Origin of the sequence: Marichromatium sp. PS1, assembly GCF_041155115.1 — a bacterium.
Taxonomy (GTDB): domain Bacteria; phylum Pseudomonadota; class Gammaproteobacteria; order Chromatiales; family Chromatiaceae; genus Marichromatium; species Marichromatium gracile.
This window is the reverse complement of sequence record NZ_BAAFHB010000005.1, coordinates 589,166-613,581: the sequence shown is the minus strand read 5'-3', so window position 1 is coordinate 613,581 and position 24,416 is coordinate 589,166. Positions and strand designations below refer to the sequence as shown.

Below are 24,416 nucleotides of genomic sequence, written 5' to 3'. Positions count from 1 at the left end.
GTGCGACGCTTCACTGCTTGGCGACCAGCACCAGTCGGGTCTGCGACTTGCGATCGTGCCAGGCGAGCTTGTCACCGTCGAACAGGCTCCACAGCAGCCCCAGGCCGGCCGGCAGCAGGCTGACGAAGGCCCAGCCGAAACGCTTGATCGCCGCGCCGGTGGTCAGCGGCTGGCCCTCGTCGGTGAGCACGCGCAGGCGCCAGGCGCGCATCCCCAGGGTCTGACCGCCGTGGGTCCAGAAATAGACGAAGAAGGCGCCGACCACGGCCACCAGGATCAGGCGCATCAGGTTGAGCGCCAGGGCGTTGTGGTAGTAGTCGCTGCCGGTGATCAGCCCATAGGGGATGGAGACGAGCCCGGTGGCGATCATCAGGATGCCGACCAGCAGCAGGCCGTCGTAGCAGATCGCGCCGAGACGTCGCAGCAGGGAAGGGGTCTGGGCGCGGGTGATATCGAAGTCCATGGTGTCCATTGGTGTGTTTTGGTTGTTTGAGTTGAGTTGCCAAGCTTGAAGCGGATCGTCATTAAACCATTTTTGTTCCGTCTGTTGCGACGCGTGCCGATGCCACTGATCTCGATCGTGGTGGGGCTGACGGCGGGGCTCGTGGTGTGGGCGATGCTCGAGCAGATCCAGAGTCGGCAGGTCAACAAGATCTTCGGCCAGGAGCTCGAGGCACAGCTCGAACTGCGCGCCCGCGAGAGCCTGATCCGCTTCGATCGCTATCTCTCGAGCTATGCCGCCACCACCCGGCTGCTGGCCAACTATCAGCGTCTCTCGGAGTATCTGGAGCCCTTGTTCTGGTCGCGCGAGACGACCGACCCGCCGGTGCTCTACAAGGAGTTCCGCCCGCACTGGCTGCCCGACTTCTTCGAGCGCGACGCCCTCAGCCCGCCGAGCCATGTGCTGCTCACCGATGTCGAGGGTCGGGTGCGCGAGCTCTATCAGGCCGGCGATCGCCCGGTGCCCGAGCGTCTCGCCGTACAGGTGCCCTCCAACCTGCTCGACACCCGCGAGGTGCGCACCGTGATCGATCGTCTCGGCGAGCAGCTCTATCTGATCGTCAGCGACTCGGTGATCGACGCCGGGGGCTACGACATGGGACATCTGGTGGTGCTGGTGCCGGTCGACGACGACTTCCTCGCCGCCTCGCAGCGCGGGGTCGACGTCGGTCGCGCCGCGGTGGCGCTGGTCGACGGCGACGACCAGCGCATCGTCGCCAGCCTCGATACCGCGAGCCTGCCGCCGGGCACCACGCTCGATCGTTGGCACGCGCTCTACGTCATCACCTCCCAGACCCTGCCCGAGTACGAGGGCGCCGATTCCAATCTGCTGTTCGCCACCTTCGTCTCGCAGGCGGCGGTGGAGAAGATGTCGCGCCACGTGAGCATCTTCGAGCGGCGCCAGCGCGGGATCGCCGCGGCGGTGTTCATCATCGTCTTCACCGCGGTGATCTATCTCGTCTCCTCGCGGCTGAACAAGGTGCTCAAGCGGATGACGCGCTTCTCCCAGCGCGCCCTCGGCATCGCCGAGCCCGGCTTCGACTACCATGGCGGCAACCAGCTGGTGCTGCTCGAGGAGTGGATCCAGCACTTCAGTCAGCTGGTACTGGCCGCGCGCGATGAGATGAACCGTCGTCATCAGGCCGAGATGCGCGAGAGCGAGGCGCTCAAGGCGGCGATGATGGAGGCCTCGCTCGATGCCATCGTCACCCTCGACCACGCCGGTCACGTCATCGAGTTCAACCCCGCCGCCGAGCGTCTGCTCGGCCATCGTCGTCAACATGCGTTGGGGCTGGTGTTCGTGCGCGACTGTCTGCCCGAGACCGCACGCGAGGGCTTCAGCGTGTTGCTCGAGCGCTCGCGTCGTCCCGACGCCGGACCCCAGGGGCGCGGCGAGCTGCGCGCGCTGCGCGCCGACGGCGAGCAGGTGCCGGTGGAGATCTCGATCGCCCCGATCGTGCTCGAGTCCGAGCGGTTCTACACCCTCTATATCCACGACATCACCGAGCGCAAGCAGGCCGAGCAGGAGATCAAGGGGTTGGCGCGCTTCGCCAGCGAGAGCCCCAACCCCATCCTGCGCGTCACCGCCAGCGGGCTGCTGGTCTATGCCAACAACGCCTCGCGTCCGCTGCTCACCGCCTGGGCGGCGCAGCCCGGCGACCTGCTCCCCGAGCCGTGGCGTGCCGAGGTCGCCCAGGCGCTCGATGACGCCGAGCAGCGCGAGTGCGAGCTCGAGGTCGCCGGTCAGCTGTTCTCGCTGCTGTTCGCGCCCATCGCCGACCTCGGCTATGTCAACATCTACGCCCGCGACATCACCGCGGTGCGCCGTGCCGAGCAGGAGTCGCGCCAGCACCAGGCCGAGCTGGTCCATGTCTGTCGTCTCAGCACCATGGGCGAGGTGGCCACCGGCATGGCCCATGAGCTCAACCAGCCGCTCGCGGCGATCGTCAACTATGCCAGCGGCTGCACGCGGCGGCTGCAGGGCGGGGCGGGCGAGACCGAGGCGCTGATCGGCGCCATGGGGCAGATCACCGCCCAGGCGCAGCGCGCCAGCGAGATCATCCGCCGGCTGCGCGCCCTGGTCGGCAAGCAACCGCCGATCCGCGCCCAGGCCGATCTCAACCACCTGGTGCGCGAGGTCTGCTCCTTCGTCGAGTTCGAGACCCGGCGCCTGGATCTGGCGATCGCGCTGGCGCTGGCCCCCGAGCCGATCCCGGTGCGGGTCGATCTGGTCCAGGTCGAACAGGTGCTGCTCAATCTGGTGCGCAACGCGCTCGACGCCCTCGAAGAGGTCGACGCGTTCACGCGGCAGCTGAGCATCCGCACCTGGCAGGAGGGCGGCGAGGCGCGGGTAGCGATCCGCGACAGCGGCCCGGGCATCGTCCCGGAGCGCATCGAGGAGCTGTTCGACGCCTTCGTCACCACCAAGGAGAGCGGCATGGGGATGGGGCTGGCGATCAGCCAGACCATCATCGAGAATCACGAGGGCCGTATCTGGGCCGAGTCGATGCCCGGGCGCGGTTCGACCTTCTTCATCGCGCTGCCGCTCGCCGCCGCCGAGGCGGAGGAGACGGCGCAGCAACCATCGCAAGTTGGGAATAGCAATGCATCATGACGCGACCGTGTTCGTCGTCGACGACGACCAGGCCATGCGCACCTCGTTGCAGTGGCTGATCGAGTCCACGGGGATGTCGGTACAGACCTTCGAATCGGCCGACGCCTTCCTCGCCAACCACTACCCGGGGCGCGCCGGCTGCCTGCTGCTCGACGTGCGCATGCCGGGGATGAGCGGGCTGGAGCTGCAGAGCTATCTCGCCCGCGAGGGTTACCGTCTGCCGGTGATCCTGATCACCGGCCACGGCGACGTGACCATGGCGGTCAAGGCGATGAAGGCCGGCGCCTTCGACTTCATCGAGAAGCCCTTCCACGACGAGGACCTGCTCGACAGCATCCGCAACGCCCTCGACTACGACGAACGCCATCGCGCCTCCCAGGCCACCCGCGCCCAGATCGCCATGCGCCTGGCCGAACTCACCCCGCGCGAGCACGAGGTCATGGCGATGGTCACCGACGGCAAGTCCAACAAGGAGATCGCCGCCGCGCTCGGCGTCAGCGCCAAGACCGTCGAGGCCCACCGCGCCCGGGTGATGGAAAAGATGCGCGCCGGCTCACTCGCCGAACTCGTCCGCATGGCCCTGATCGCCGCCCCCGAAGCGACGCTCTGAGCGTCTGTGTCGGGTTAACCGTCGACGAGCGTCGCTGGCTCGTCGATGGGGCGGTGGACGGACGGTTGACCCAAGCCGCCAGCCGCCAGCCGCCAGCCGCCAGCCGCCAGCCGCCAGGATTGAACCGCAAAGCCGCGAAGCACGCAAAGTGAATGATGTGTGATGTCGGCGTGAGGCGCAGGCGGTGCGGGTTCGCACCCACTGGCGGCTGATCGCTGACGGCTGGCGGCTTATTCCCCTTCGCGTCCTTGGTGTCTTCGCGGTTCAGTCTCCCCGGCTGGCGGCTGGCGGCTGTCCGCTACTTGCGCCCGACGAAGCGGTAGTAGGGCACGCGCAGGCCGGGGAGGTAGGGGACCGGGGCGAGGTGTTCGTCGAGCTGGTGGTTGGGGAGGTGGTCGCGCAGCCAGCGCAGCGGCTCGGGGCTGGGGTAGACGCCGTCGTGGGCGAACCAGCGGGGCCAGAAGGCGCGGGCGAGGGCGCCGTGGCGGGCGTTGCCGGGGCCGCCTTGGGCGTCGGAGACGTAGAAGTCGACCACCCCCAGGGTGCCGCCGGGGCGGAGCATGGCGAGGGCGTTTGCGAGCACCGCCCGCCAGTTGGGCATCATCGTCAGCGAGTAGGCGCAGTAGACGCAGTCGACCGGCCCCTCGGGGCGATAGTCGGCGGCGTCGGCTTCGATCACCCGCACCCTGGCGAGGCCGGCGGTGCGCCGGCGCGCCTCGTCGAGCAGCGCCGGGCAGAGGTCGACGAGGTCGATCCGGCCGAGGCTGTCGAGGCTGTCGAGGCGTTCTCCGAGATAGAGCAGGTTGCGTCCGGTGCCGGCGCCGAGCTCGACCAGATACGCGCCGGGCGTCGGGTCGAGTGCGGCGATCAACTGCGCGCGCCCGTGCAGCAGGCGCTCGCGGAAGCGGTCGTAGTGTGCCGCCTGGGGGGCGTAGAAGTGCTGTAGCCGTTCGGCGTGCGAGCCCTGGCGACGCTGGCCGCGCAGCAGGTGGAGGAGGATGCGCGCGTCGCTGCCGATCATGCGCGCACGTCCGCGATGTGGAAGCCGGCGTAGGTGTGTACGCGGTCGAGGCGGTTGAGCGCGGCGGCGCGCTCGGGGTGGAAGCGCAGACGCTCGCTCAAGCGGGTGCGCTCGGGACCGAGTTCGAGCCGTTCGAGATAGCGCGGCGCGACATGGGCGCTGCGGAAGATGATCCGCGCATCGGCGCTGGCGCGGTCGAGGATCGCCTGCCACTCCTCGGCGAGCGCCTCGGGGTGGTAGGAGCTCATCCAGTCCATGTGATCGAGCAGCACGTACCTGGAGATCGACTCGTCCGTGGCGTGGAGGAACTCGGTGACGGTGCAGGTGTGCGGCACGATGCGCTCGACCAGCCCGGCCTTGAGTGCGGCGAAGTTGTCGCGCTTGAGATACTCGGGGCAGCACGCCGGGGTGTAGCGACCGCGCAGATAGACCGACCAGAAGTAGTTGTCGGTGATCGGCAGCTGGCGCAGCACGTATTCGAGCGCCTCGCGGATGAACCCGGCGACGCCCTGGGCGTGCTGTGCCTGGACCTCCTTGCGTTGAGGGTGGGGGACGCCGAGCAGGCTCATGGTGAGCTGGCGCGAGAGCGTCCAGTTGAGCGCCGGGGTCCAGAACAGCGGCTGGACGCGGGTGTCGTAGATCTCGCGCTGATGATCGAGATCGGCGCTGGCGAACAGCGCGCGCACGCTGTCGGCGAGCCGGGGCCGGGCGCGCAGATAGGCGTGGAAGAGCCGTGCGACGATGCCCGACAGGCCGTGGAAGTAGAAGCTGCCGTCGGGGTTGCCGAACCAGGCCGCGCGCCGGTCCCAGAAGGCGCGGGCGAAGGGCGAGAGGGTCTGGCGCAGGGCGTCGTGGTAGAGGTCGCGGAACGCCGGGTGGTAGCCGTGCCCGAAGACGGCGAAGAAGTCGTCGAAGTCGAGTGCGCGGATGCCGGCGAGCTTGAGTTCGAGCAGTGCGTTCTGGCGCGGGTTGGCGTCCACCGCGTGGATCCGTCGCGGCCCGGTGAGGGCGTAGTCGAGCACGTTGCAGCCGGCGCTGGTGATCACCAGCAGGGTGTCGTCCGGGGTCAGCTCGAGGGCCAGCCGGTCGACCGCCGGGTCCTCCCAGCAGGTGTTGTAGACCAGGGCGCGCGAATAGATGGCGTCGAAGACCCGTTGGTCGATGCGGTCGGCGAGTGTCGGTGCGGTTTTCAAGCGTGGGCTCCAGGCGGGTGGACCGGATCGGGTTTTCGCAATGCGTGTTCACGCAGGTCGCGTCAGGATAGATTGGGGAAGTGACCGTGGCGTGGCGCGTCCGCGACGGGACGGTTGCGGATCGATTGCGGCGGGATTGCCCCGCCCCTGCGACCACCCTCGGCCAGATCGGTTTGATCGGCGGGCCGGGGCGCTCAATAATGATCTGTCAACCATTGGAATTCGCGGAGATACGAACGATGTCCGAAAAGGCCCCCTGGATCACCTTCCGGCCTGAACTCAAGGTCCTCGACTGCACGGTTCGGGACGGGGGGCTGGTGAATGCCCATCGCTTCGACGATGCCTTCGTCAGCGCCGTCTATCACGCCTGTATCGATGCCGGGATCGACTACATGGAGATCGGCTACAAGAACTCGAAGCGGGTCTTCCCCAAGGACAAGTTCGGCCCCTGGCGTCACTGCGACGAGGCCGACATGCGTCGTATCGTCGGCGACCACGACGCCGAGAAGACCGGGCTCAAGCTCGCGGCCATGGCCGATGCCGGCAAGAGCGACTGGGAGCAGGACCTGGTGCCGGCGGCCGACAGCCCGCTGTCGATGATCCGCGTGGCCTTCTATGCCCACCAGGTCTCCGAGGCGGTGGACATGATCCACCACGCCCACGAGCTCGGTTACGAGACCACCGCCAACCTGATGGCGGTCTCCAACATCACCGAGGAGGAGATCGACAAGGTCCTCGAGGCCGTCTCCCACACCCCGGCCTCGACCATGGTCATCGTCGACAGCTTCGGCTACCTCTACCGCGAGCAGATCGACCGGCTCTACCACAAGTACACCGATGCGCTCGCCGGCAAGGGCATGGAGATCGGCATCCACGCCCACAACAACCTGCAGCTGGCCTTCGCCAACACCATCGAGGCGATCATCCTCGGCTGTAACCGCGTCGACTCGACCATCTACGGCTTCGGCCGCGGCGCGGGCAACTGCCACACCGAGCTGCTGCTCGGCTTCCTGCGCAATCCCAAGTTCGACGTTCGTCCGATCGTCGAGGTGATCCAGAAGTACATGTTGCCGCTGCGCAAGGAGCTCGACTGGGGTCCCTCGCTGCCCTACAACCTCACCGGTCAGCTCAACCAGCACCCGCGCTCGGCGATCGAGTGGCGCGAGGGCCCGACCCCGGAAGACTTCCTCGGCTTCTACGACAAGCTCGTCGCCGAGATCTGAAAGGCACGGGGCGCGGCCGGTCGCGCCCGCGACATGGCGGCCTTCGTCAAGGTGATGATCTAGCCTGTTCGCGGCGCCGGCCCTCGGGCCGCCGGCCGACGCCCCAAGGGGCCCTGCGATCGCCCCGCCATCCGGCCTCTTGCCAGACGGGCGCGATCGCGCTACACCATCGACTCCGATCCCGAGCGCGCGCGCCCTCTCCGGGGCGCGCCACCCGGTCCCTGTGTATCTTCTCGGAGTCTCTCTCCATGTCCGACCAAGCGACCCTGATCCTGGGTGACGCGCACCACTCACTGCCCATCGTCACCGGCAGCGCCGGCGAGCGCGCGCTCGACATCCAGACGCTGCGCGCCCGCACCGGGCTGATCGCACTCGATCCGGGCTATGCCAATACCGGCAGCTGTCGCAGCGCCATCACCTATATCGACGGCGAACGGGGCATCCTGCGCTATCGCGGCATCCCCATCGAGCAGTTCGAGCACAGCCCGAACTTCGTTGAGGTCGCCTGGCTGCTGATCTTCGGTCATCTGCCCAATGCCCGCGAATACGCCGACTTCTCCGCCGAACTGACCGCCTGCGCCAACCTCGACGAGGGCATGAAGCATCACTTCGAGGGCTTCCCGCGCGCCGCACCGCCGATGGCGATCCTCTCGGCGATGATCAACGCGCTCTCCTGCTTCCACCCCGAGCTGTTCGAGCTGGAGGACGAGCAGCGCTTCCGCGCCGCCGCCGCCGGGCTGATCAGCCGTATCCGCACCATCGCCGCCTACGCCTATCGGCACTCCATCGGGCGGCCCTATATCTATCCCCACCCCGAGCAGCGTTATGTGCCCAACTTCCTGCACATGATGTTCTCCGATCCTTATGCCGAGTACGTCTGCGAGCCGCTGGTGCGCGACGCGATCAACCTGGTGCTGCTGCTCCACGCCGATCACGAGCAGAACTGCTCGACCTCGACGGTACGCATGGTCGGCTCCAGCCAGGCCAACCTGTTCGCCGCCTGTGCCGCCGGGGTGTGCGCGCTGTGGGGACCCTTGCACGGTGGCGCCAATGTCGCGGTGCTGCAGATGCTCGAGGAGATCCATCAGGGGCGGATCACCCCCGAGGAGTACGTGCGTCTGGCCAAGGACCGCGACAGCAAGGTGCGGCTGATGGGCTTCGGTCACCGGGTCTACAAGCAGTTCGACCCGCGCGCGCAGATCCTCGCCCGGGTGGCCGAGCGGTTGCTCGCCCAGCTCGGGCGGCGCGATCCGCTGCTCGACATCGCCCGTCGGCTCGAGGAGATCGCGCGCGAGGATCCCTACTTCGTCGAGCGCCAGCTCTATCCCAACGTCGATTTCTACAGCGGCATCATCCTCCGCGCGGTGGGCATCCCCACCAACATGTTCACGGTGATGTTCGCGATGGGGCGGCTGCCGGGCTGGATCGCCCACTGGTGGGAGCAGGCCGGCGCGGGCGGGCGCATCGCCCGGCCGCGTCAGCTCTATGTCGGACCCGAGTCGCTCGACTACGTGGCGATGGGCGAGCGCGACTGAGTCCGGGAGTGAGGGACGCGGACCCGCCGGGTCCGCGTCGGGCTCAGGCCGCCACCGGGCTCGGCTGGTGGCTGAGACAGCCCTTGGGACAGACCCGCGAGCAGGAGGCGCAGCCGATGCAATCGAGCGCATCGGCGAGATTCATGACCATGCCGGGCGCGTCGTCGAAGTCGTCGTCATCGTCCTCGATCTCGTCGAGATCGAGCTCATCGCGATCGATCAGCTCGAAGACCTCGCGGGGACAGACCTTGTAGCAGCGGCCACAGCCGATGCAGCTGGTCTGGTCGATGGTGATGACGAACGACGGTGTCCACTCGACCCCGCCCCGGGTGATACCGGTGATGACAGTCATGGTGCAGTGCTCCCAATCCGCGGCTCTCGACCGGCCGCGCGGTACGGTTGGCGCGATCGGCGCCGGGCCGGTCGCGTGTTGATCCTCGATGATCGCGACGGGGTCAGGCCCCGTCGGCGGCCTTGAGTCTGGCGTCGGCCTCGGCCCACGCCAGACAGGCGTCGTAGGTGGCCTGGGCGAGCGCCGGCAGCTCGGCATAGGCGCCGGGCAGGCGCTCCTCGACCAGATCGTGCAGCTCGGCGGCGCGCTCGTTGGCGATGCGCTTGGCCTTGCGCGCGGCGCGCTCGAGCCCCTGACGGTGTTGTGGATCCATGGTCTCTGTCTCGTCTGTGTCAGGGCGGCTCAGAGTCCGGCGACCTTGGGGTGTTCGCCGATCAGCTCGATGGCGACGGAGAGATACTTGTCGGCCTCGTCCTTCATCCGCGACAGGCTGGGGAAGCCGAAGCGGTGCACGTCGCGCAGGGTGCGGTCGAGCACCACCAGCTTGCCGGTGGTGATCAACACCCGACCGAAGCCCTCGTGACTGAGATGCACCAGGGGCACTGCCATCAGCCCGCACTCGGCCTCGATCAGCGCCGCGATGGCGTTGTAGAAGGCCTTGACCCGCTCGACCACGATCTCGTCGGGATCGCCGACGATGGGGATCTCACGGCGCATCTCCTTGGTGAGCACGAAGGGTTCGAGCAGGTCGGCGTTGGCGAGGTGCTCGTACTGGCCATAGGCGTCGAGCGCGCGCATCTGGCGCACCATCTCGACCATGAAGTCGCTCTCGAGCAGCCCGCGGGTGGGCAGTGGCGCGGCTGGGGTGTCGCTCATCGTGTTCTCTCCTGCTGGGATCTGGGGGGTGGGTCAGGACAGGCGGCGTAGCACCACCGGGCGTGGCGCGTCGCGCCCGAGCCGCTCGGCCAGCCACAGTCCGGCGCCGAGTGCCAGCAGCGCGCCGCCGAGCGTGGCCCACAGCGGCAGCGCGAAGCGGGTGCCGGCCCAGGCGGTCGCGGTCAGCGCCAGCAGCGGCAGCAGATAGGCGAGGGTGGCGGCGCGCAGCAGCCCGGCGCCGGGGATGCCGATCACCACCGACTCGCCGGGGCTGAGTCCGAGCGGGTCGTCGATGACGATCTGCCGGGCGCGTCCGCGGCGTCCTGTCGTGGCGCCGGCGCAATAGCCCGACTGGGCGCAGCCGGAGCAGGCGCTGGCGTTGCCGGGCGCGACCCAGGCGCGTGGCGGGGCGCTCGCGGTCACCACCGCGACGGTCTCGATCATTCGCTCCATCCCTCGGCCTCCATCTGGTCGACGCTTGCGTGTTGCGCTTCACCGCGCCTGGGCGGGGCGAGCGCGCGCGCCAGCCAGGGGCTGGGCCGCCCGCGCAGCTCGCCCTGCAGGGCGGCGATCTGGGCGCGGATCCGGGTGCCGTGCGGGACCTTGACCGGCTGGACGCCGACGGCACGGAGCTGCCTGACCGCCGAGGCGCCGATCGCCTCGCAATAGACGGCGAGACAGCCCTCGAGCGCGGCGATGCGCTCGCCGAGCTTGTCCTCGTTGCCGTCGAGCACGCCCGTCTTGAACTCGATGACCTCCAGCAGCCGGTGGCTGGTGCGGTCGACGCCGTGGATGGTGAAGGCCCGGGCGGCGCCGAAGTGCTGGTCGATCCGCGCGCGATCGCTGCTGGCGAAGGCCACGCGCAGCGGGTGCTCGGTCGTTGCGGTGGCGCTCTCGAGCAGCCTCAGTCGTCGTTGCATCCGTGCCTCCCGGTCAGGCCGCCGTGCGTTCGTGCTCGGACCACTGCTTGAGGCGCGAGCGATAGGGATGGAGCTCGCCGCGCTCGCGTTCGAGCGCCAGGTTGGCGAGTTCGAAGCGGGTGTCGCGAGTCCACCGGTCGCCGATCCAGGTGCGGTGGCAACCGTCGAGCCGATCGGATTGCGGGAAGCCGTTGCGCAACAGCGCGATGCCGAGCCGTGCGGCGCTCTGCGCGCCGTGGGCCTTGGTCACCAGCAGCTCGGCGCGCGGTCCCGGCCTGTCGTCCGAGGTCCTCGAGATCGCCGGTGCGGATCTCGGCGCACCGGGCGCGGACGAGCACCGGGACATTGCCCGGGGCGACCGCGGTCATGGTCTCGGCGCCGACCCCGACGAGCAGCTCGGTCCAGCCGACCAGCAGGTCGGCGGCGGTCGCTCCCGGCTTGGGTCGCGCGCATCCCGACTTGCTCTTGTGGTTGTGCGCGCAGGCCGGCGCGTCGAGCAGCGCGGCGATCTCTCTCTGCTTCATCGGTCACTCCTGGCGAGATCCTCTTGCAGGAGAGTGGGAAGCACGGAGTGTGCCGTATCCTAACCACATGAATCGAAAGCGTAATCGTCGCGGCCGCTGCACTGTGCTGTAGGACACTCGACGTCTTTGCGGGGTTTGCGACAAGGCGACGGGGAAGTCAGCCGCCAGCCTTCAGCGACCAGCCGCCGGTCAGCGCGTGTCTCTGACGGCGACGGTGGGGTCGGGCACCCACTGGCGGCTGGCGGCTGGAAGCTCGTCGCCGTCCCTCAGCCGTTGAGCTGTGGTGGTGCGCTCGGAGGCTCCTCGGGCTGAGCGGGGAAGGGGCTGCGATAGGCGTGCAGGTGCAGCAGTCGTCCCTCGGCGATCAGCGCGCCGCCGCTCAGCCCCGGCGCGGCCAGACGCAGCAGTTCGCTGTCGGCGCCGAGCGGCAGGGGCATCACCGGGGCGCTGCTCAGGGCGTCGAGCAGGGTGCCGGGGTTCTCCGGCCGGGGACGCCGGAGGGTGAAGTTCAGGCACTCGATGGCATCGAGCGCATAGCTGGCGATGATCCGCGGCAGCAGCTCATGGAGGATGGCCGGATGGGCGAAGAGCTCGAAGCCGCAGACCCGACCATTGATGGCGAGGATGGCGCCGATCTGGTCGGGTCGCGGCGGCAGGGCCGCGACGTATTGCGCGATGAACTCGGCGTACTCGTCGTAGAGCGCCTCCAGGCCGGGGCGCGCCGGATCGTCACAATCCATGCGCGCGCGCTTGTGCGCAACCTCTTCCCACAGCTCCTGCGGCCGTCCCGGATAGGGGGGCTCGCCGAACAGTCGGGTGCTGAGCCGCGCGGCGCTGCGCGCGCGCGCGCTGGCGAACAGCAGCTGGCCGGAGGATCGGGGGCGGTTGCCCGGTTGCTGGGCGGATGACCGTCCGAGCGGCGAGAGGGCGAGCCCGATGGTGCTGCGTGGCGGTACCAGCAGGCTGTGATCGAGGACCTGATCCCGCGCTGCGCCGCTGAGCGACTCGCCCTCGAGCAGCAGCAGCGGACGCGTGCTCTGGTTGTCGAGTCTCGCCCCTGGCGATTGGGCGCGGGCGTCGTGCGTCTGCAGGTGCGCCTGACCGGTCTTGATCGCGGCGCTCAGGGTGAGATGGTCGGGTGCGCTCGGGCGCGGGTCGCAGATCGGGGTGAGGCCGATGTTGAGATGGTGCAGTGGGTCGCCGAGGGCGAGCGCCGGGAGATGGTGATGGAGCCTGTCCATGAAGGCGTTCTCCTTGTGCCGGAAACACTTGATGTCCTGACTTCGGCCAGATGCGGCGGTCGTCTCCTTCCTGAGAGCGTGCCGGGCAGGGGCGCACGGGCCCCGGTCTTCGCATCCGGTATGCAGCTGTCGACCCAGGTCTCCGCGGCGGGACGCTGGAGACCGGGGCCTTGGTTGAGCAGGGCGCGGGCCGCTTCGGCAGCGCCCTGGGCGCCCAGTGTATGACGATCGGGGTGGGTATCCTGGGAGATGCGTCGATTTATTGCGTTTACGCAATACCGCGGCGGGTCGCATGCATCCGTGTCGGGGATTGTGGTGGCGTCGGTTGGCTCAGCGGGGACGCCTTGCGGTCCTGCGACGCGCATTCGAGCGACGGCCTGTGGCCGGCAGGTCGAGCATGCGAAAGCATCCGGGCTCTAGACCGTCGAGCCGCCACTGGCCGATGGCCATGCGCACCAGACGCAGGGTGGGCAGCCCGACGGCGGCGGTCATGCGCCGCACCTGGCGGTTGCGGCCCTCGTGGATGGCGATCTCGATCCAGGCGGTGGGCACCGACTTGCGAAAGCGCACCGGCGGCTCGCGCGGCCACAGCGCGGGCTCGGCGATGGCGCGCACCCGTGCCGGACGGGTCGGGCCGTCCTTGAGGGTGACGCCGGCGGCGAGTGCGTCGAGTTGTGCGGCCTCCGGGGTGCCCTCGACCTGCACCCAGTAGGTCTTCCAGGCCTTGTGTCGGGGGTGGCTGATGCGGTGCTGGAGCTGGCCGTCGTCGGTGAGCAGCAGCAGCCCCTCGCTGTCCTTGTCGAGCCGCCCGGCGGGATAGACGCCGGGCAGCGGGACGTGGTCGCCGAGGGTGGGGCCCTCGCCGGAGAACTGGCAGAGCACGCCGTAGGGCTTGTTGAGCAGGATCAGTCGGGACATCGGATCAATCACGCTCCAGGGCGGCGCGCACGCACTGCAGCACGCCGTAGTCGAACTCACCGCCGAGGGCCTCGTGGAGCGCGCGCAGCGGGCTGATGGCGTTCTCGGGCAGCGCGGCGAAGGCCGTCTCGATGCGCTTCAGGCTGGCGGCGTCGAGCCCGGTGGCGGTGGCCGCGTCGAGCTCGCCGGCGGCCACCGCGCGGGCGAGATGACCGTGGATGGTGCGCGGCTTGAGACCGCGGCGCGCGGCGATGGTGGCAACATCGGCGCCGGTGCGCACCAGCGTCAGGGTCTCGCGCTCGCTGTCGCCGAGCCCGCGCGGTGCGCGGGGCCGGGGCGTGGCGCGTGGCGGCGGCGCAGCGGTGCCCTCGGGGCGGCCGTGTTCGGCGGCATGGGTCCCGAGCACGGCGAGCAGTCCGGCGCCGAAGCGTTCGAGCTTGGCCTCGCCGAGCCCGCTGATGCGTGCGAGTTCGTCGAGATCGCGCGGGCGGTGGGCGAGCAGCTCCTGCAGGGTAACGTCGTTGAAGATCACATAGGCCGGGACGTTGTTGGCCTGGGCCAGTTCGCGACGATGGCCGCGCAGCGCCTCCCACAGCGCCTGGGCCTCGGCGTCGCGCGGCGCGGTCTCGACGGCGCCTTGGCGGGCGCGCTGGGCGCGTCGCGGCTCGGGGTCGCGGCGCAGCTCGATGCGGGCCTCGCCGCGCAGCAGCGGGCGGCTGCGCTCGGTGAGGCGCAGCGCGCCGTGGCCCTGGTGGTCGACCTCGACCAGCCCGGCGGCGACCAGCTGGCGATAGACCGAGCGCCACTGCGCCGCGCCGAGTTCCTGGCCGATGCCGTGGGTACTCACCCGGTCGTGACCGAAGCGGCGGATGCGCTCGTTGTCCTTGCCGAGCAGCACGTCGGTGAGATAGGCGCTGCCGAAGCGCTGGCCGGTGCGATAGATGCACGAGAGCGCCTTGCGCGCGGCCTCGGTGCCGTCCCAGGTGTCGACCGGCTCGAGACAGGTGTCGCAGTTGCCGCAGGGCTCGGCGAGGTGCTCGCCGAAGTACTCGAGCAGCACCTGACGGCGACAGGCGATGGTCTCGCAGTAGCCGAGCATGCCGTCGAGCTTCTGTCGCTCGATGCGCTTGAAGCGTTCGTCGGCCTCGGAGTCCTCGATGATCCGTCTGAGGGTGACCAGGTCACCGATGCCGTAGGTCATCCAGGCATCGGCGGGCAGGCCGTCGCGCCCGGCGCGGCCGGTCTCCTGGTAATAGGACTCGAGGCTCTTGGGCAGGTCGAGATGGGCGACGAAGCGCACGTCGGGCTTGTCGATGCCCATGCCGAAGGCGATGGTGGCGACCATCACCACCGCCTCCTCGCGCAGGAAGCGGGCCTGATGGGCGCGGCGCTGCTCGGCGGCGAGCCCGGCGTGATAGGGCAGGGCGGTGAAGCCCTCGGCGGCGAGGAAGGCGGCGGTCTCCTCGACGCGCTTGCGCGACAGACAGTAGACGATGCCGGCGTCCTGGGGGTGTTCGCGGCGGAGGAAGTCGAGCAGCTGCTGGCGCGGGTTGGCCTTCTCCACCACCCGGTAGCGGATGTTCGGGCGGTCGAAGCTGGAGACGAACTGGTGCGCCCGCTCCAACCCCAGGCGCGAGACGATCTCGGCGCGGGTGGGCGCATCGGCGGTGGCGGTGAGGGCGATGCGCGGCACCTCGGGCCAGCGCGTGTGGAGCAGCCCGAGCTGGATGTACTCGGGGCGGAAGTCGTGCCCCCACTGCGAGACGCAGTGCGCCTCGTCGATGGCGAAGAGCGCGATGCGCGCCTCGCCGAGCAGAGCGAGGAAGCGCTCGGTGAGCAGCCGCTCGGGGGCGACGTAGAGCAGATCCAGGGTGCCTGCGCGCAGCGCCTCCTCGACGCCCTGCGCCGCCTCCGGGTCGAGGGATGAGTTGAGATAGGCGGCGGCGACGCCGAGCTGGCGCATCGCGTCGACCTGATCCTGCATCAACGCGATCAGCGGCGAGACCACGATGGCGGTGCCGGGGCGCAGCAGCGCCGGGATCTGATAGCACAGCGACTTGCCGCCGCCGGTGGGCATCAGTACCAGCGCATCGTCGCCGTCGAGCAGGCGGTCGATGATCTCGGCCTGATCGCCGCGGAAGCGCTCGTAGCCGAAGACGCGGTTGAGGATCTGCAGGGGTGTCTCTTGCACCTGGGAATGGACTCCTCGCCGGCCTCGGTGTGCCGGCGTCGTGTGAAGCGGGTCTCGGCTACCAGCCGCGCGCGAGCAGCGGGGCGAGGAAGCGCCCGGTGTGCGAGCGCGGTTCGGCGGCGATCGCCTCGGGGGTGCCGGTGGCGACGATCTCGCCGCCCTTGTCGCCGCCCTCGGGGCCGAGGTCGATGATCCAGTCGGCGGTCTTGATGACGTCGAGGTTGTGCTCGATCACCACCACGGTGTTGCCCTGGTCGCGCAGCCGGTGGAGCACCTCGAGCAGCTGGCGCACGTCGTGGAAGTGCAGCCCGGTGGTCGGCTCGTCGAGGATGTAGAGGGTGCGCCCGCTGCCGCGTTTGGCCAGCTCGCGACTGAGCTTGACGCGCTGCGCCTCGCCGCCGGAGAGGGTGGTGGCGCTCTGACCGAGGCGGACATAGGCGAGGCCGACGTCGACCAGGGTCTGCAACCGACGCTGGATCAGCGGGATGGCGGCGAAGAACTCCAACGCTTCGGCGATGGTGAGGTCGAGCACCTCGTCGATGCGCTTGCCCTTGTAGCGGATCTCCAGGGTCTCGCGGTTGTAGCGTCGGCCCTGGCAGGTGTCGCACTGGACATAGACGTCGGGGAGGAAGTGCATCTCGACGCGGATCAGCCCGTCGCCCTTGCACGCCTCGCAGCGTCCGCCCTTGACGTTGAAGCTGAAGCGCCCCGGGCCATAGCCCCGGGCACGCGCCTCGGGGACGCTGGCGAACAGCTCGCGCACCATGTTGAACAGCCCGGTGTAGGTCGCGGGGTTGGAGCGCGGGGTGCGCCCGATCGGGCTCTGGTCGATGTCGATGACCTTGTCGAAGTGTTCCAGCCCCTCGATCGCGCCGTGCGGGCGCGGGCGCAGGCTGGCGCCGTTGAAGTGACGCGCGGCGACCGGGTAGAGGGTGTCGTTGATCAGCGTCGACTTGCCCGAGCCCGACACCCCGGTGACGCAGCACAGGGTGCCGACCGGGATGGCGACATCGACCGCGCGCAGGTTGTTGCCGCGCGCGCCGAGGATGCGCAGCTGGCGCTCGGGGTCGGGGGGGTGGCGCTGTGTCGGGATGGCGATGCGCTCGGCGCCGCTGAGATAGCGTCCGGTGAGCGAGGCGGGATCATCGGCGATCTCCGCGGCGCTGCCCTGGGCGATCACCCGACCGCCGTGGGTGCCGGCGCCGGGGCCGAGGTCGACGACCTGGTCGGCGGCGCGGATCGCGTCCTCGTCGTGTTCGACCACGATCACGGTGTTGCCGAGGTCGCGCAGATGGGTGAGGGTGCGCAGCAGCCGGGCGTTGTCGCGCTGGTGCAGCCCGATCGAGGGCTCGTCGAGGATGTAGAGCACCCCGACCAGCCCGGCGCCGATCTGGCTGGCCAGGCGGATGCGCTGGGCCTCGCCGCCGGAGAGGGTGTCGGCGCTGCGCTCGAGGGTGAGGTAGTCGAGTCCGACATCGACCAGGAAGCGCAGCCGGGTGGCGATCTCGTCGATCACCTTGGCGCCGATCTCGCCGCGTGCGCCGGCGAGCCTGAGCCCTTCGAAGAAGCGCAGCGACTCGCCCACCGGCAGCGCGGTCAGCGCCGGCAGGTTGTGCTCGCCGAGGAAGACGTGACGCGCTGCCTGGTTGAGTCGCGAGCCCTGACAGGCGGGGCAGGGCTGGTGGGAGAGATAGCGCGCCAGCTCCTCGCGCACGGTGTTCGACTCGGTCTCGCGGTAGCGCCGCTCCATGTTGCGGATCACCCCCTCGAAGGGGCGCTCGCGCCCCGGGCCGCGCTCGTTGGGCAGGCGTACGCGAATGCGCTCCTCGCCGCTGCCGAACAGCACCCGCTCGCGCACCGTCTCGGGCAGCTCGCGCCAGGGGGTCTCGACGTCGAACCCGTAGTGCGCGCCGAGCGCGCGGATCAGCCCGAAGTAATAGGCGTTGCGCCGGTCCCAGCCGCGCACCGCGCCGCCGGCGAGGCTCAGCTCGGGGTGGATCACGACCTTGTCGGGGTCGAAGAACTGCTCGATGCCGAGACCGTCGCACTCCGGGCAGGCGCCGGCGGGGTTGTTGAAGGAGAAGGCGCGGGGTTCGAGCTCGGTGATGCTGTAGCCGCAGTGCGGGCAGGCGAAGTTGGCTGAGAAGGTGAGCAACGGCTGATTGGGCGCGTCGAGGGCGACGAGGCTGGCGACGCCCTCGGTGAGCGCCAGCGCGGTCTCGAAGGACTCGGCCAGACGGCTGGCGAGGTCGGCGCGCACGCGGAAGCGATCGACCACCAGGGCGATGTCGTGTCGGCGCTTGGCATCGAGCGCCGGCAGTGCGTCGAGCTCGTGGATGGCACCGTCGATCAGCGCGCGCACGAAGCCCTGGGCGTGCAGCTCGCCGAGCAGGCGCTGGTGGTCGCCCTTGCGGTTGCGCACCACCGGGGCGAGCAGCATCAGCCGCTCGCCCTCGGGGCGGGCGAGCACCTGATCGACCATCTGGCTGACCGTCTGGGCGGCGAGCGCCACGCCGTGGGTGGGGCAGCGCGGCTCGCCGGCGCGGGCGAAGAGCAGGCGCAGATAGTCGTAGATCTCGGTGATGGTGCCGACGGTCGAGCGCGGGTTGTGCGAGGTGGTCTTCTGCTCGATCGAGATCGCCGGCGAGAGCCCCTCGATGTGGTCGACGTCGGGTTTGTCCATCACCGAGAGGAATTGCCGGGCATAGGCCGAGAGCGACTCGACATAGCGCCGCTGACCCTCGGCGTAGAGGGTGTCGAAGGCGAGTGAGGACTTGCCCGAGCCCGATAGCCCGGTGAAGACGATCAGCCGCTCGCGCGGCAGATCGAGGTCGATCCCCTTGAGGTTGTGGGTGCGTGCGCCGCGGATGCGGATGGTGTCCATGGGCTGGCCGCAGAGGTCTCGATGTCGATGGCGGGCGACGCGATCGCCGTCGCGCCGATGGTCCGGCCTGCGCCGGCCCGGGGCAAACTGCTATTATGCGAAGCTTCGCGTACCAGAAGCAAAGGCCAGCGGCCGTGAGCCAGACAGAGATACCGAGCCCGCCCCTCTCACCCACCGAACGGCGCGCCGCCGCCGGACTCGCCGCCATCTTCTCCACCCGGATGCTGGGTCTGTTCATGATCCTGCCGGTGTTCGCGCTCTATGCGCACGAGCTCAGTGGCGCCACCCCGCTGCTGATCGGGCTGGCGATCGGCGCCTACGGGTTGACCCAGGCGCTGCTGCAGATCCCGCTCGGGCTGCTCTCCGATCGCATCGGGCGCAAGCCGGTGATCCTCGGCGGTCTGCTGCTGTTTGCCGCCGGCAGCGTGGTGGCGGCGCTGGCCGACAGCATCCACTGGGTGATCGTCGGTCGGGTGCTGCAGGGCAGCGGTGCGATCGCCGCGGCGATCATCGCGCTGACCGCCGATCTCACCCGCGAGGAGGTGCGCACCAAGGGCATGGCCGCCATCGGCATCAGCGTGGCGCTGTCCTTTGCCGCGGCGCTGGTGCTCGGCCCGGTGCTGGCGCGCTGGATCGGGGTCTCGGGCATCTTCTGGCTCACCGCGGTGCTGGCGGTGGCGGGGATGGTGTTGCTCTACACCCTGGTGCCCGATCCCGAGCGCTCGCAGCTCCATCGCGACGCCCAGCCGGCGCTCGATCAGCTGCGCGGGGTGCTCGCCAACCCGACCCTGCTGCGGCTCGATCTGGCGATCTTCATGTTGCACCTGACCATGGTCAGCCTGTTCGTGGTGCTGCCGCTCTCGGTCGAGGCGGCGGGGCTGGAGGCGGCCTCGCACTGGCGGCTGTACCTGCCGGTGGTGCTGTTGGCGATCCCGGCGATGGTGCCCTTCATCGTCCTCGCCGAGCGCCGTGGTCAGGCGCGCGGGGTGCTGCTCGGCTCGGTGATCGCGCTCGGCGCGGCGATGCTCGGCTTCGCCCTGTTCGGGCAGTCGCTGTGGGTGCTCGGCGCGCTGCTGGTGGTGGTCTTCACCATCTTCAACCTGCTCGAGGCGGTGCTGCCCTCGCTGGTCTCGAAGAGCGCGCGCGCCGGTGCCAAGGGCACCGCCATGGGGGTGTTCTCCAGCGCCCAGTTCGTCGGCGCCTTCCTCGGTGGCGTGCTCGGCGGCTGGGCACACGAGCGCTTCGGCCCGGATGCCGTCTATCTGGTCGGTGTGCTGGTGTCGCTGGCCTGGGTCGCGCTGGTGGCGGGGATGCGCATGCCCGAGGACCTGGGGCGGCGGGTGCTGACGCTGGCGCCGGGGGCGGGGGATGCGGCGGCGCTGGAGCGGCGGCTGCTCGCCGAGCCCGGGGTGCGCGAGGTGGTGGTGGCGCTCGACGAGGGCGTGGCCTACCTGAAGGTGGACAGTCGTCGACTCGATTGGGCAAGATTGCAGACCCTTTCGGCCGGCGCCTGAGATCCGACCCCGCGCAGGCCCCGCAGGGTCATCGCCCGCGGCGGTGACGACGGAGACGAACCGAATATCGGATCGGCGCCGCCCGGGGACGGGCGCGCGTCGATCCTCCTGTATCACTCGAAACGAATGCAACACGCCCGGCGCGCCGCGTCAGGCGGGAGGAAGAGATGGCGACACGTGGTGTCAACAAGGTGATCCTGATCGGCAACCTCGGGGCCGACCCCGAGATCCGCTACATGCCCAGCGGCGACGCCGTGGCCAACCTGCGTCTGGCCACCAGCGAGAGCTGGCGCGACCGCGCCACCGGCGAGACCCGCGAGCGCACCGAATGGCACAACGTGGCCATCTTCGGCAAGGTCGCCGAGGTCGCCAAGCAGTATCTGCGCAAGGGCTCGAAGGTCTATATCGAGGGCAAGCTGCGTACCCGCAAGTGGCAGGGCCAGGACGGCCAGGACCGCTATACCACCGAGGTGGTGGTCGACATCAGCGGGACCATGCAGATGCTCGATGGTCGCGCCGGCGGTGGCAGCGGCTACGGCAGCTCCGCGCCCTTCGACGACGAGCCGCCGCGCGGCGCGCCCCAGGGCGGCGCCCGCCAGGGGGGGGCTCAGGCCGCGCCCCAGGGCGGTGGCTACTCCGGTGGCGGCTATGCCGGCGGTGGCAGCGGCGGCGCACCCTCGGGTGGCGCACCCGCGGGCGGGTTCGGCGGCGGGGCGGACTTCGACGACGACATCCCGTTCTGATCCGAACCTCAAGGAGAGATCCATGCAGACCCTGCTCGTCACCGGTGGTGCCGGTTTCATCGGTAGCAACTTCGTGCGCCTCGCGCTCGCCCAGTCCGATGTCCGGGTGGTCAACCTCGATCTGCTGACCTATGCCGGCAACCTCGACTCGCTCGCCGACCTCGGGGACGAGCCGCGTCATCATTTCGTGCAGGGCGACATCGGCGACCGCGAGCTGGTCTCGCGGTTGCTGCGCGAGCATCAGGTCGACGCGGTGGTCAACTTCGCCGCCGAGAGCCATGTCGATCGCTCGATCGACGGCCCCGGCGACTTCGTGCAGACCAACCTGGTCGGCACCTTCAATCTGCTCGAGAGCGCGCGCGCCTACTGGGCCGAGCGCGGCGAGCCGGAGGGCTTCCGCTTCCTCCATGTCTCCACCGACGAGGTCTATGGTTCGCTCGGCCCCACCGGGGCCTTCACCGAGACCACGCCCTATGCCCCCAACTCGCCCTACTCGGCGAGCAAGGCCGGCTCCGATCACCTGGTACGCGCCTGGTTCCACACCTACGGCCTGCCGGTGCTCACCACCAACTGCTCGAACAACTACGGGCCCTATCAGTTCCCCGAGAAACTGATCCCGCTGATGATCCTCAAGGCCAGCCGCGGCGAGTCGCTGCCGATCTACGGCGATGGCGGCAACGTGCGCGACTGGCTCTTCGTCGAGGACCACTGCCGGGCGATCTGGCGGGTGCTCGAGGCCGGTACCCCGGGCGAGGTCTACAACGTCGGCGGCAACAGCGAGCGCACCAACCTGGAGGTGGTCGATACCCTCTGCGCGCTGCTCGACGAGCTGCTGCCCGACGCTCCGCACCGCCCCCACGCCGCGCTCAAGACCTTCGTCAAGGACCGCCCCGGTCACGACCGTCGCTATGCGATCGACGCCTCCAAGCTCCGGCGCGAGCTCGGTTGGACGCCGCAGGAGACCTTCGAGAGCGGGCTGCGGCGCACCCTCGAGTGGTATCTCGGCCACCCCGAGTGGTGCGCGCGGGTGACCGACGGCAGCTATCGCGGCGAGCGTCTCGGTGGTGCCGACAACTGAGGAGCGACGCATGAACAGAAAGGGAATCATCCTCGCCGGCGGATCCGGCACCCGTCTCTATCCGCTCACCCGGACCCTCAGCAAGCAATTGCTGCCGGTCTACGACAAGCCGATGATCTACTACCCGCTGGCGACGCTGATGCTGGCGGGGATTCGCGACATCCTGATCATCTCCACCCCGCGCGATCTGCCGCACTTTCGCGCGCTGCTCGACGACGGCAGTCAGTGGGGCATCAAGCTCTCCTACGCCGAGCAGCCGAGCCCGGACGGACTGGCGCAGGCCTTCCTGATCGGCGAGGAGTTCATCGCCGGCGACCCCAGCTGCCTGATCCTCGGCGACAACATCTTCTACGGTCACGGTCTGGTCAATCAGCTCAAGGCGGCGAGCGCCCGCGAGTCGGGGGCGACGGTGTTCGGCTACTACGTCTCCGATCCCGAGCGCTACGGCGTGGCCGAGTTCGACGGCGATGGCCGGGTGATCGGGCTGGAGGAGAAACCCACCGCCCCCAAATCCAACTGGGCGGTGACCGGGATCTATTTCTACGACGGCAAGGTCTGCGAGCTGGCGCGCACGCTGCGTCCCTCGGCGCGCGGCGAGCTCGAGATCACCGATCTCAACTCGCGCTATCTCGAGCACGGCGAGCTCTATCTCGATCGCATCGGTCGCGGTACCGCCTGGCTCGACACCGGCACCCACGAGTCGCTGATGCAGGCCGGGCAGTACATCGAGACCATCGAGAAGCGCCAGGGGCTGAAGATCTGCTGTCCGGAGGAGGTCGCCTATCTCAACGGCTGGATCGACGCCGCGGCCCTGCGCGCCACCGGCGAGGCGCTGCGCAAGAGCGGCTATGGCGAGTATCTGTTGGGACTGCTGAAACGGGTGCAATGATGCAGGTGATCGAGACCGAACTGCCGGGCGTGCTGATCCTCGAACCCAAGGTGTTCGGGGACGCGCGCGGCTACTTCCTGGAGACCTATCGCGCCAACCGCTATGCCGAATTCGGCATCCCGCCGCTGGTGCAGGACAACCAGTCCTATTCGACCCACGGCGTGCTGCGCGGCCTGCACGTGCAGCACCCGCACGCCCAGGGCAAGCTGGTACAGGTGCTCGAGGGCGAGGTGTTCGACGTCGCCGTCGACATCCGCCGCGGCTCGCCGCACTTCGGCCGCTGGACCGGGGTGACCCTCTCGGGCGAGAACAAGCGCCAGTTCTGGGTGCCGCCGGGCTTCGCCCACGGCTTCGTGGTGACCGGCGAGCATGCCCTGTTCGTCTACAAGAACACCGACTACTACAGTCCCGAGACCGAGTTCAGCGTCCGTTGGGACGACCCCGCGATCGGTATCGAATGGCCGCTCGAGGGCGCGCCGTCGCTGTCGCAGAAGGACGGCGCGGCGCGCTGTCTGGCCGATATCCCGGCGGATCGTCTCCCCGGCTACGAGGATTACGCATGAGTCACAAACACCAGACCCCCGAGCGTCCACGCCTGCTGCTGATCGGCGCCAACGGCCAGGTCGGCTGGGAGCTGCGTCGCACCCTCGCCGGGCTGGGCGAGGTGGTGGCCGCCTCGCTCGAGGGCGAATACGGGCCGACCATCGATCTGATGGACCCGAAATCGCTGGCGCGGCTGGTCGACGAGGCGCGTCCCGACGCGGTGATCAACGCCGCGGCCTACACCGCGGTCGATCGCGCCGAACAGGACCGCGACAGCGCCCAGCGGATCAACGCCGATGCCGTCGGTGAACTCGGCGTGCTGCTCGCCAAGCGTGCCGTCCCGGTGGTGCACTACTCGACCGACTTCGTCTTCTCCGGCACCCTCGGGCGTCCCTACACCGAGGATGACCAGCCCGATCCGCTCAACGTCTACGGCGAGACCAAGCTCGCCGGCGAGCGCGCCTTGCTCGACGCCGGCGCCCGCGCCCTGGTGTTCCGCACCAGCTGGGTCTATGGCGCGCGCGGCGCGAACTTCCTGCTGACCATGCGCCGGCTGTTCGCCGAGCGCGACGAGCTGCGCGTGGTCGACGACCAGATCGGTTCGCCGACCTGGAGCCGGATGCTCGCCGAGATGACCGCCCAGGTGCTCTACCGGGTGCTGCGCGGCGAGCTCGACCTCGACGAGGTCGGCGGTCTCTATCACCTCACCGGCGGCGGCGAGGTGAGCTGGTACGGCTTCGCCAGCGCCATCCTCGAGGCCTGTGGCGAGGGCTGCAACCTCACCCCGATCCCCTCCTCGGAGTATCCCGCGCCGGCGCCGCGTCCGGCCTACTCGGTGCTCGACAACGGTCACTTCGAGCGCACCTTCGGGCTGGCGATGCCGCACTGGCGCGACTCGCTGGCGCAGTGTCTCGAGGAGCTCGACTGAGCCACCGTTCCGGCGGTGCCGTCGCCCGCCGGACACCGCTCAGGGACAGGCGCGGCACGTGGGGCTTGCCTCCCCGGCCACTGGCGGGCCGATCTCCGTGCCCAGCGCGACGATGGCGAGCAGTGCCGCGAGCGCTGCGAACCATCCCAACGCCTGTCGTCCCTTCGATGTCGACATC

The 24,416-nt window shown here is 69.4% G+C and carries 23 protein-coding genes; 10 read left to right on the top strand and 13 right to left on the bottom strand.

Translation table 11 applies throughout. From position 1 onward, the window contains the following. Nucleotides 1-10 precede the first annotated feature (10 nt). Nucleotides 11-463: an RDD family protein gene (locus tag ACAM26_RS15025; protein ID WP_165913438.1), complete on the bottom strand. Its 453-nt coding sequence runs from the start codon at nt 461-463 to the stop codon at nt 11-13. Between the two features lie 99 nt (nt 464-562). On the opposite strand from ACAM26_RS15025, the gene ACAM26_RS15020 reads away from it, so the two are divergent. Together ACAM26_RS15020 and ACAM26_RS15015 are read left to right on the top strand one after the other, a co-directional pair. Then, nucleotides 563-3,115, top strand: coding sequence for an ATP-binding protein (locus ACAM26_RS15020; protein ID WP_369614006.1), 2,553 nt, complete (start codon nt 563-565; stop codon nt 3,113-3,115). Continuing rightward, nucleotides 3,105-3,725 carry a response regulator transcription factor gene (locus ACAM26_RS15015; protein WP_062271942.1) on the top strand — a complete coding sequence of 207 codons (621 nt, stop codon included), beginning with the start codon at nt 3,105-3,107 and terminating at the stop codon, nt 3,723-3,725. Before ACAM26_RS15020 ends, ACAM26_RS15015 begins: the two co-directional genes overlap by 11 nt. 298 nt (nt 3,726-4,023) lie before the next feature. On the opposite strand, the gene ACAM26_RS15010 is transcribed toward ACAM26_RS15015, so the two are convergent. Then, nucleotides 4,024-4,746, bottom strand: a complete 723-nt coding sequence (locus tag ACAM26_RS15010) for a class I SAM-dependent methyltransferase (RefSeq protein ID WP_369614005.1) — start codon at nt 4,744-4,746, stop codon at nt 4,024-4,026. After that, the gene (locus tag ACAM26_RS15005) at nt 4,743-5,939 is read right to left on the bottom strand and encodes a DUF3419 family protein (RefSeq protein ID WP_369614004.1); all 1,197 of its coding nucleotides are present in this window, start codon (nt 5,937-5,939) and stop codon (nt 4,743-4,745) included. The genes ACAM26_RS15010 and ACAM26_RS15005 overlap by 4 nt, the downstream gene beginning before the upstream one ends. Before the next feature lie 239 nt (nt 5,940-6,178). On the opposite strand from ACAM26_RS15005, the gene ACAM26_RS15000 reads away from it, so the two are divergent. Together ACAM26_RS15000 and ACAM26_RS14995 are read left to right on the top strand one after the other, a co-directional pair. After that, nucleotides 6,179-7,162 carry an aldolase catalytic domain-containing protein gene (locus ACAM26_RS15000; RefSeq protein WP_062271937.1) on the top strand — a complete coding sequence of 328 codons (984 nt, stop codon included), beginning with the start codon at nt 6,179-6,181 and terminating at the stop codon, nt 7,160-7,162. A 248-nt stretch (nt 7,163-7,410) separates the two neighbouring features. Next, nucleotides 7,411-8,697: a citrate synthase gene (locus ACAM26_RS14995; protein ID WP_123142594.1), complete on the top strand. Its 1,287-nt coding sequence runs from the start codon at nt 7,411-7,413 to the stop codon at nt 8,695-8,697. 43 nt (nt 8,698-8,740) lie between these two features. On the opposite strand, the gene fdxB is transcribed toward ACAM26_RS14995, so the two are convergent. The 10 genes from fdxB to uvrA all read right to left on the bottom strand — a co-directional run bounded on the left by fdxB (nt 8,741) and on the right by uvrA (nt 18,543). Beyond that, complete coding sequence (gene fdxB, locus ACAM26_RS14990; RefSeq protein WP_123139639.1) at nt 8,741-9,049, bottom strand: ferredoxin III, nif-specific; 309 nt, start codon at nt 9,047-9,049, stop codon at nt 8,741-8,743. A 103-nt stretch (nt 9,050-9,152) separates the two neighbouring features. Beyond that, a complete protein-coding gene (locus tag ACAM26_RS14985) occupies nt 9,153-9,362 on the bottom strand; it encodes a CCE_0567 family metalloprotein (protein ID WP_062271915.1) in 210 nt (69 codons plus the stop codon). A gap of 29 nt (nt 9,363-9,391) precedes the next feature. Continuing rightward, a complete protein-coding gene (locus ACAM26_RS14980; protein ID WP_123139640.1) occupies nt 9,392-9,865 on the bottom strand; it encodes a NifX-associated nitrogen fixation protein in 474 nt (157 codons plus the stop codon). Nucleotides 9,866-9,898: 33 nt separating this feature from the next. Next, nucleotides 9,899-10,309 (bottom strand): SoxR reducing system RseC family protein, encoded by a 411-nt coding sequence (locus ACAM26_RS14975; protein ID WP_369614003.1) that lies wholly within the window; start codon nt 10,307-10,309, stop codon nt 9,899-9,901. Continuing rightward, the gene (locus tag ACAM26_RS14970; protein WP_369614002.1) at nt 10,306-10,785 is read right to left on the bottom strand and encodes a NifB/NifX family molybdenum-iron cluster-binding protein; all 480 of its coding nucleotides are present in this window, start codon (nt 10,783-10,785) and stop codon (nt 10,306-10,308) included. The genes ACAM26_RS14975 and ACAM26_RS14970 overlap by 4 nt, the downstream gene beginning before the upstream one ends. A gap of 13 nt (nt 10,786-10,798) precedes the next feature. After that, nucleotides 10,799-11,035 carry a hypothetical protein gene (locus ACAM26_RS14965; RefSeq protein ID WP_369614001.1) on the bottom strand — a complete coding sequence of 79 codons (237 nt, stop codon included), beginning with the start codon at nt 11,033-11,035 and terminating at the stop codon, nt 10,799-10,801. Between the two features lie 540 nt (nt 11,036-11,575). After that, nucleotides 11,576-12,550, bottom strand: coding sequence for a DUF6569 family protein (locus ACAM26_RS14960; RefSeq protein WP_123142598.1), 975 nt, complete (start codon nt 12,548-12,550; stop codon nt 11,576-11,578). 330 nt (nt 12,551-12,880) lie between these two features. After that, a complete protein-coding gene (locus ACAM26_RS14955) occupies nt 12,881-13,468 on the bottom strand; it encodes a pseudouridine synthase (RefSeq protein ID WP_369614000.1) in 588 nt (195 codons plus the stop codon). A 4-nt stretch (nt 13,469-13,472) separates the two neighbouring features. Beyond that, on the bottom strand, nt 13,473-15,659 hold the full coding sequence (gene recQ, locus ACAM26_RS14950; RefSeq protein WP_369613999.1) for a DNA helicase RecQ: 2,187 nt from the start codon (nt 15,657-15,659) through the stop codon (nt 13,473-13,475). Between the two features lie 58 nt (nt 15,660-15,717). Beyond that, a complete protein-coding gene (uvrA, locus tag ACAM26_RS14945; RefSeq protein WP_369613998.1) occupies nt 15,718-18,543 on the bottom strand; it encodes an excinuclease ABC subunit UvrA in 2,826 nt (941 codons plus the stop codon). Between the two features lie 95 nt (nt 18,544-18,638). On the opposite strand from uvrA, the gene ACAM26_RS14940 reads away from it, so the two are divergent. The 6 genes from ACAM26_RS14940 (at nt 18,639) to rfbD (ending at nt 24,238) form a co-directional block, all read left to right on the top strand. Further along, entirely contained in the window at nt 18,639-20,057 is a 1,419-nt protein-coding gene (locus tag ACAM26_RS14940) for an MFS transporter (protein WP_369613997.1), read from the top strand. 167 nt (nt 20,058-20,224) lie between these two features. Continuing rightward, entirely contained in the window at nt 20,225-20,800 is a 576-nt protein-coding gene (ssb, locus tag ACAM26_RS14935) for a single-stranded DNA-binding protein (protein WP_123142603.1), read from the top strand. Nucleotides 20,801-20,822: 22 nt separating this feature from the next. Continuing rightward, a complete protein-coding gene (gene rfbB / locus ACAM26_RS14930; protein ID WP_123139650.1) occupies nt 20,823-21,878 on the top strand; it encodes a dTDP-glucose 4,6-dehydratase in 1,056 nt (351 codons plus the stop codon). Between the two features lie 10 nt (nt 21,879-21,888). After that, nucleotides 21,889-22,767 (top strand): glucose-1-phosphate thymidylyltransferase RfbA, encoded by an 879-nt coding sequence (gene rfbA, locus ACAM26_RS14925; protein ID WP_369613996.1) that lies wholly within the window; start codon nt 21,889-21,891, stop codon nt 22,765-22,767. Beyond that, a complete protein-coding gene (gene rfbC / locus ACAM26_RS14920; protein ID WP_123139762.1) occupies nt 22,767-23,330 on the top strand; it encodes a dTDP-4-dehydrorhamnose 3,5-epimerase in 564 nt (187 codons plus the stop codon). The genes rfbA and rfbC overlap by 1 nt, the downstream gene beginning before the upstream one ends. Continuing rightward, on the top strand, nt 23,327-24,238 hold the full coding sequence (gene rfbD, locus ACAM26_RS14915; RefSeq protein WP_369613995.1) for a dTDP-4-dehydrorhamnose reductase: 912 nt from the start codon (nt 23,327-23,329) through the stop codon (nt 24,236-24,238). Before rfbC ends, rfbD begins: the two co-directional genes overlap by 4 nt. Nucleotides 24,239-24,416: the final 178 nt, after the last annotated feature.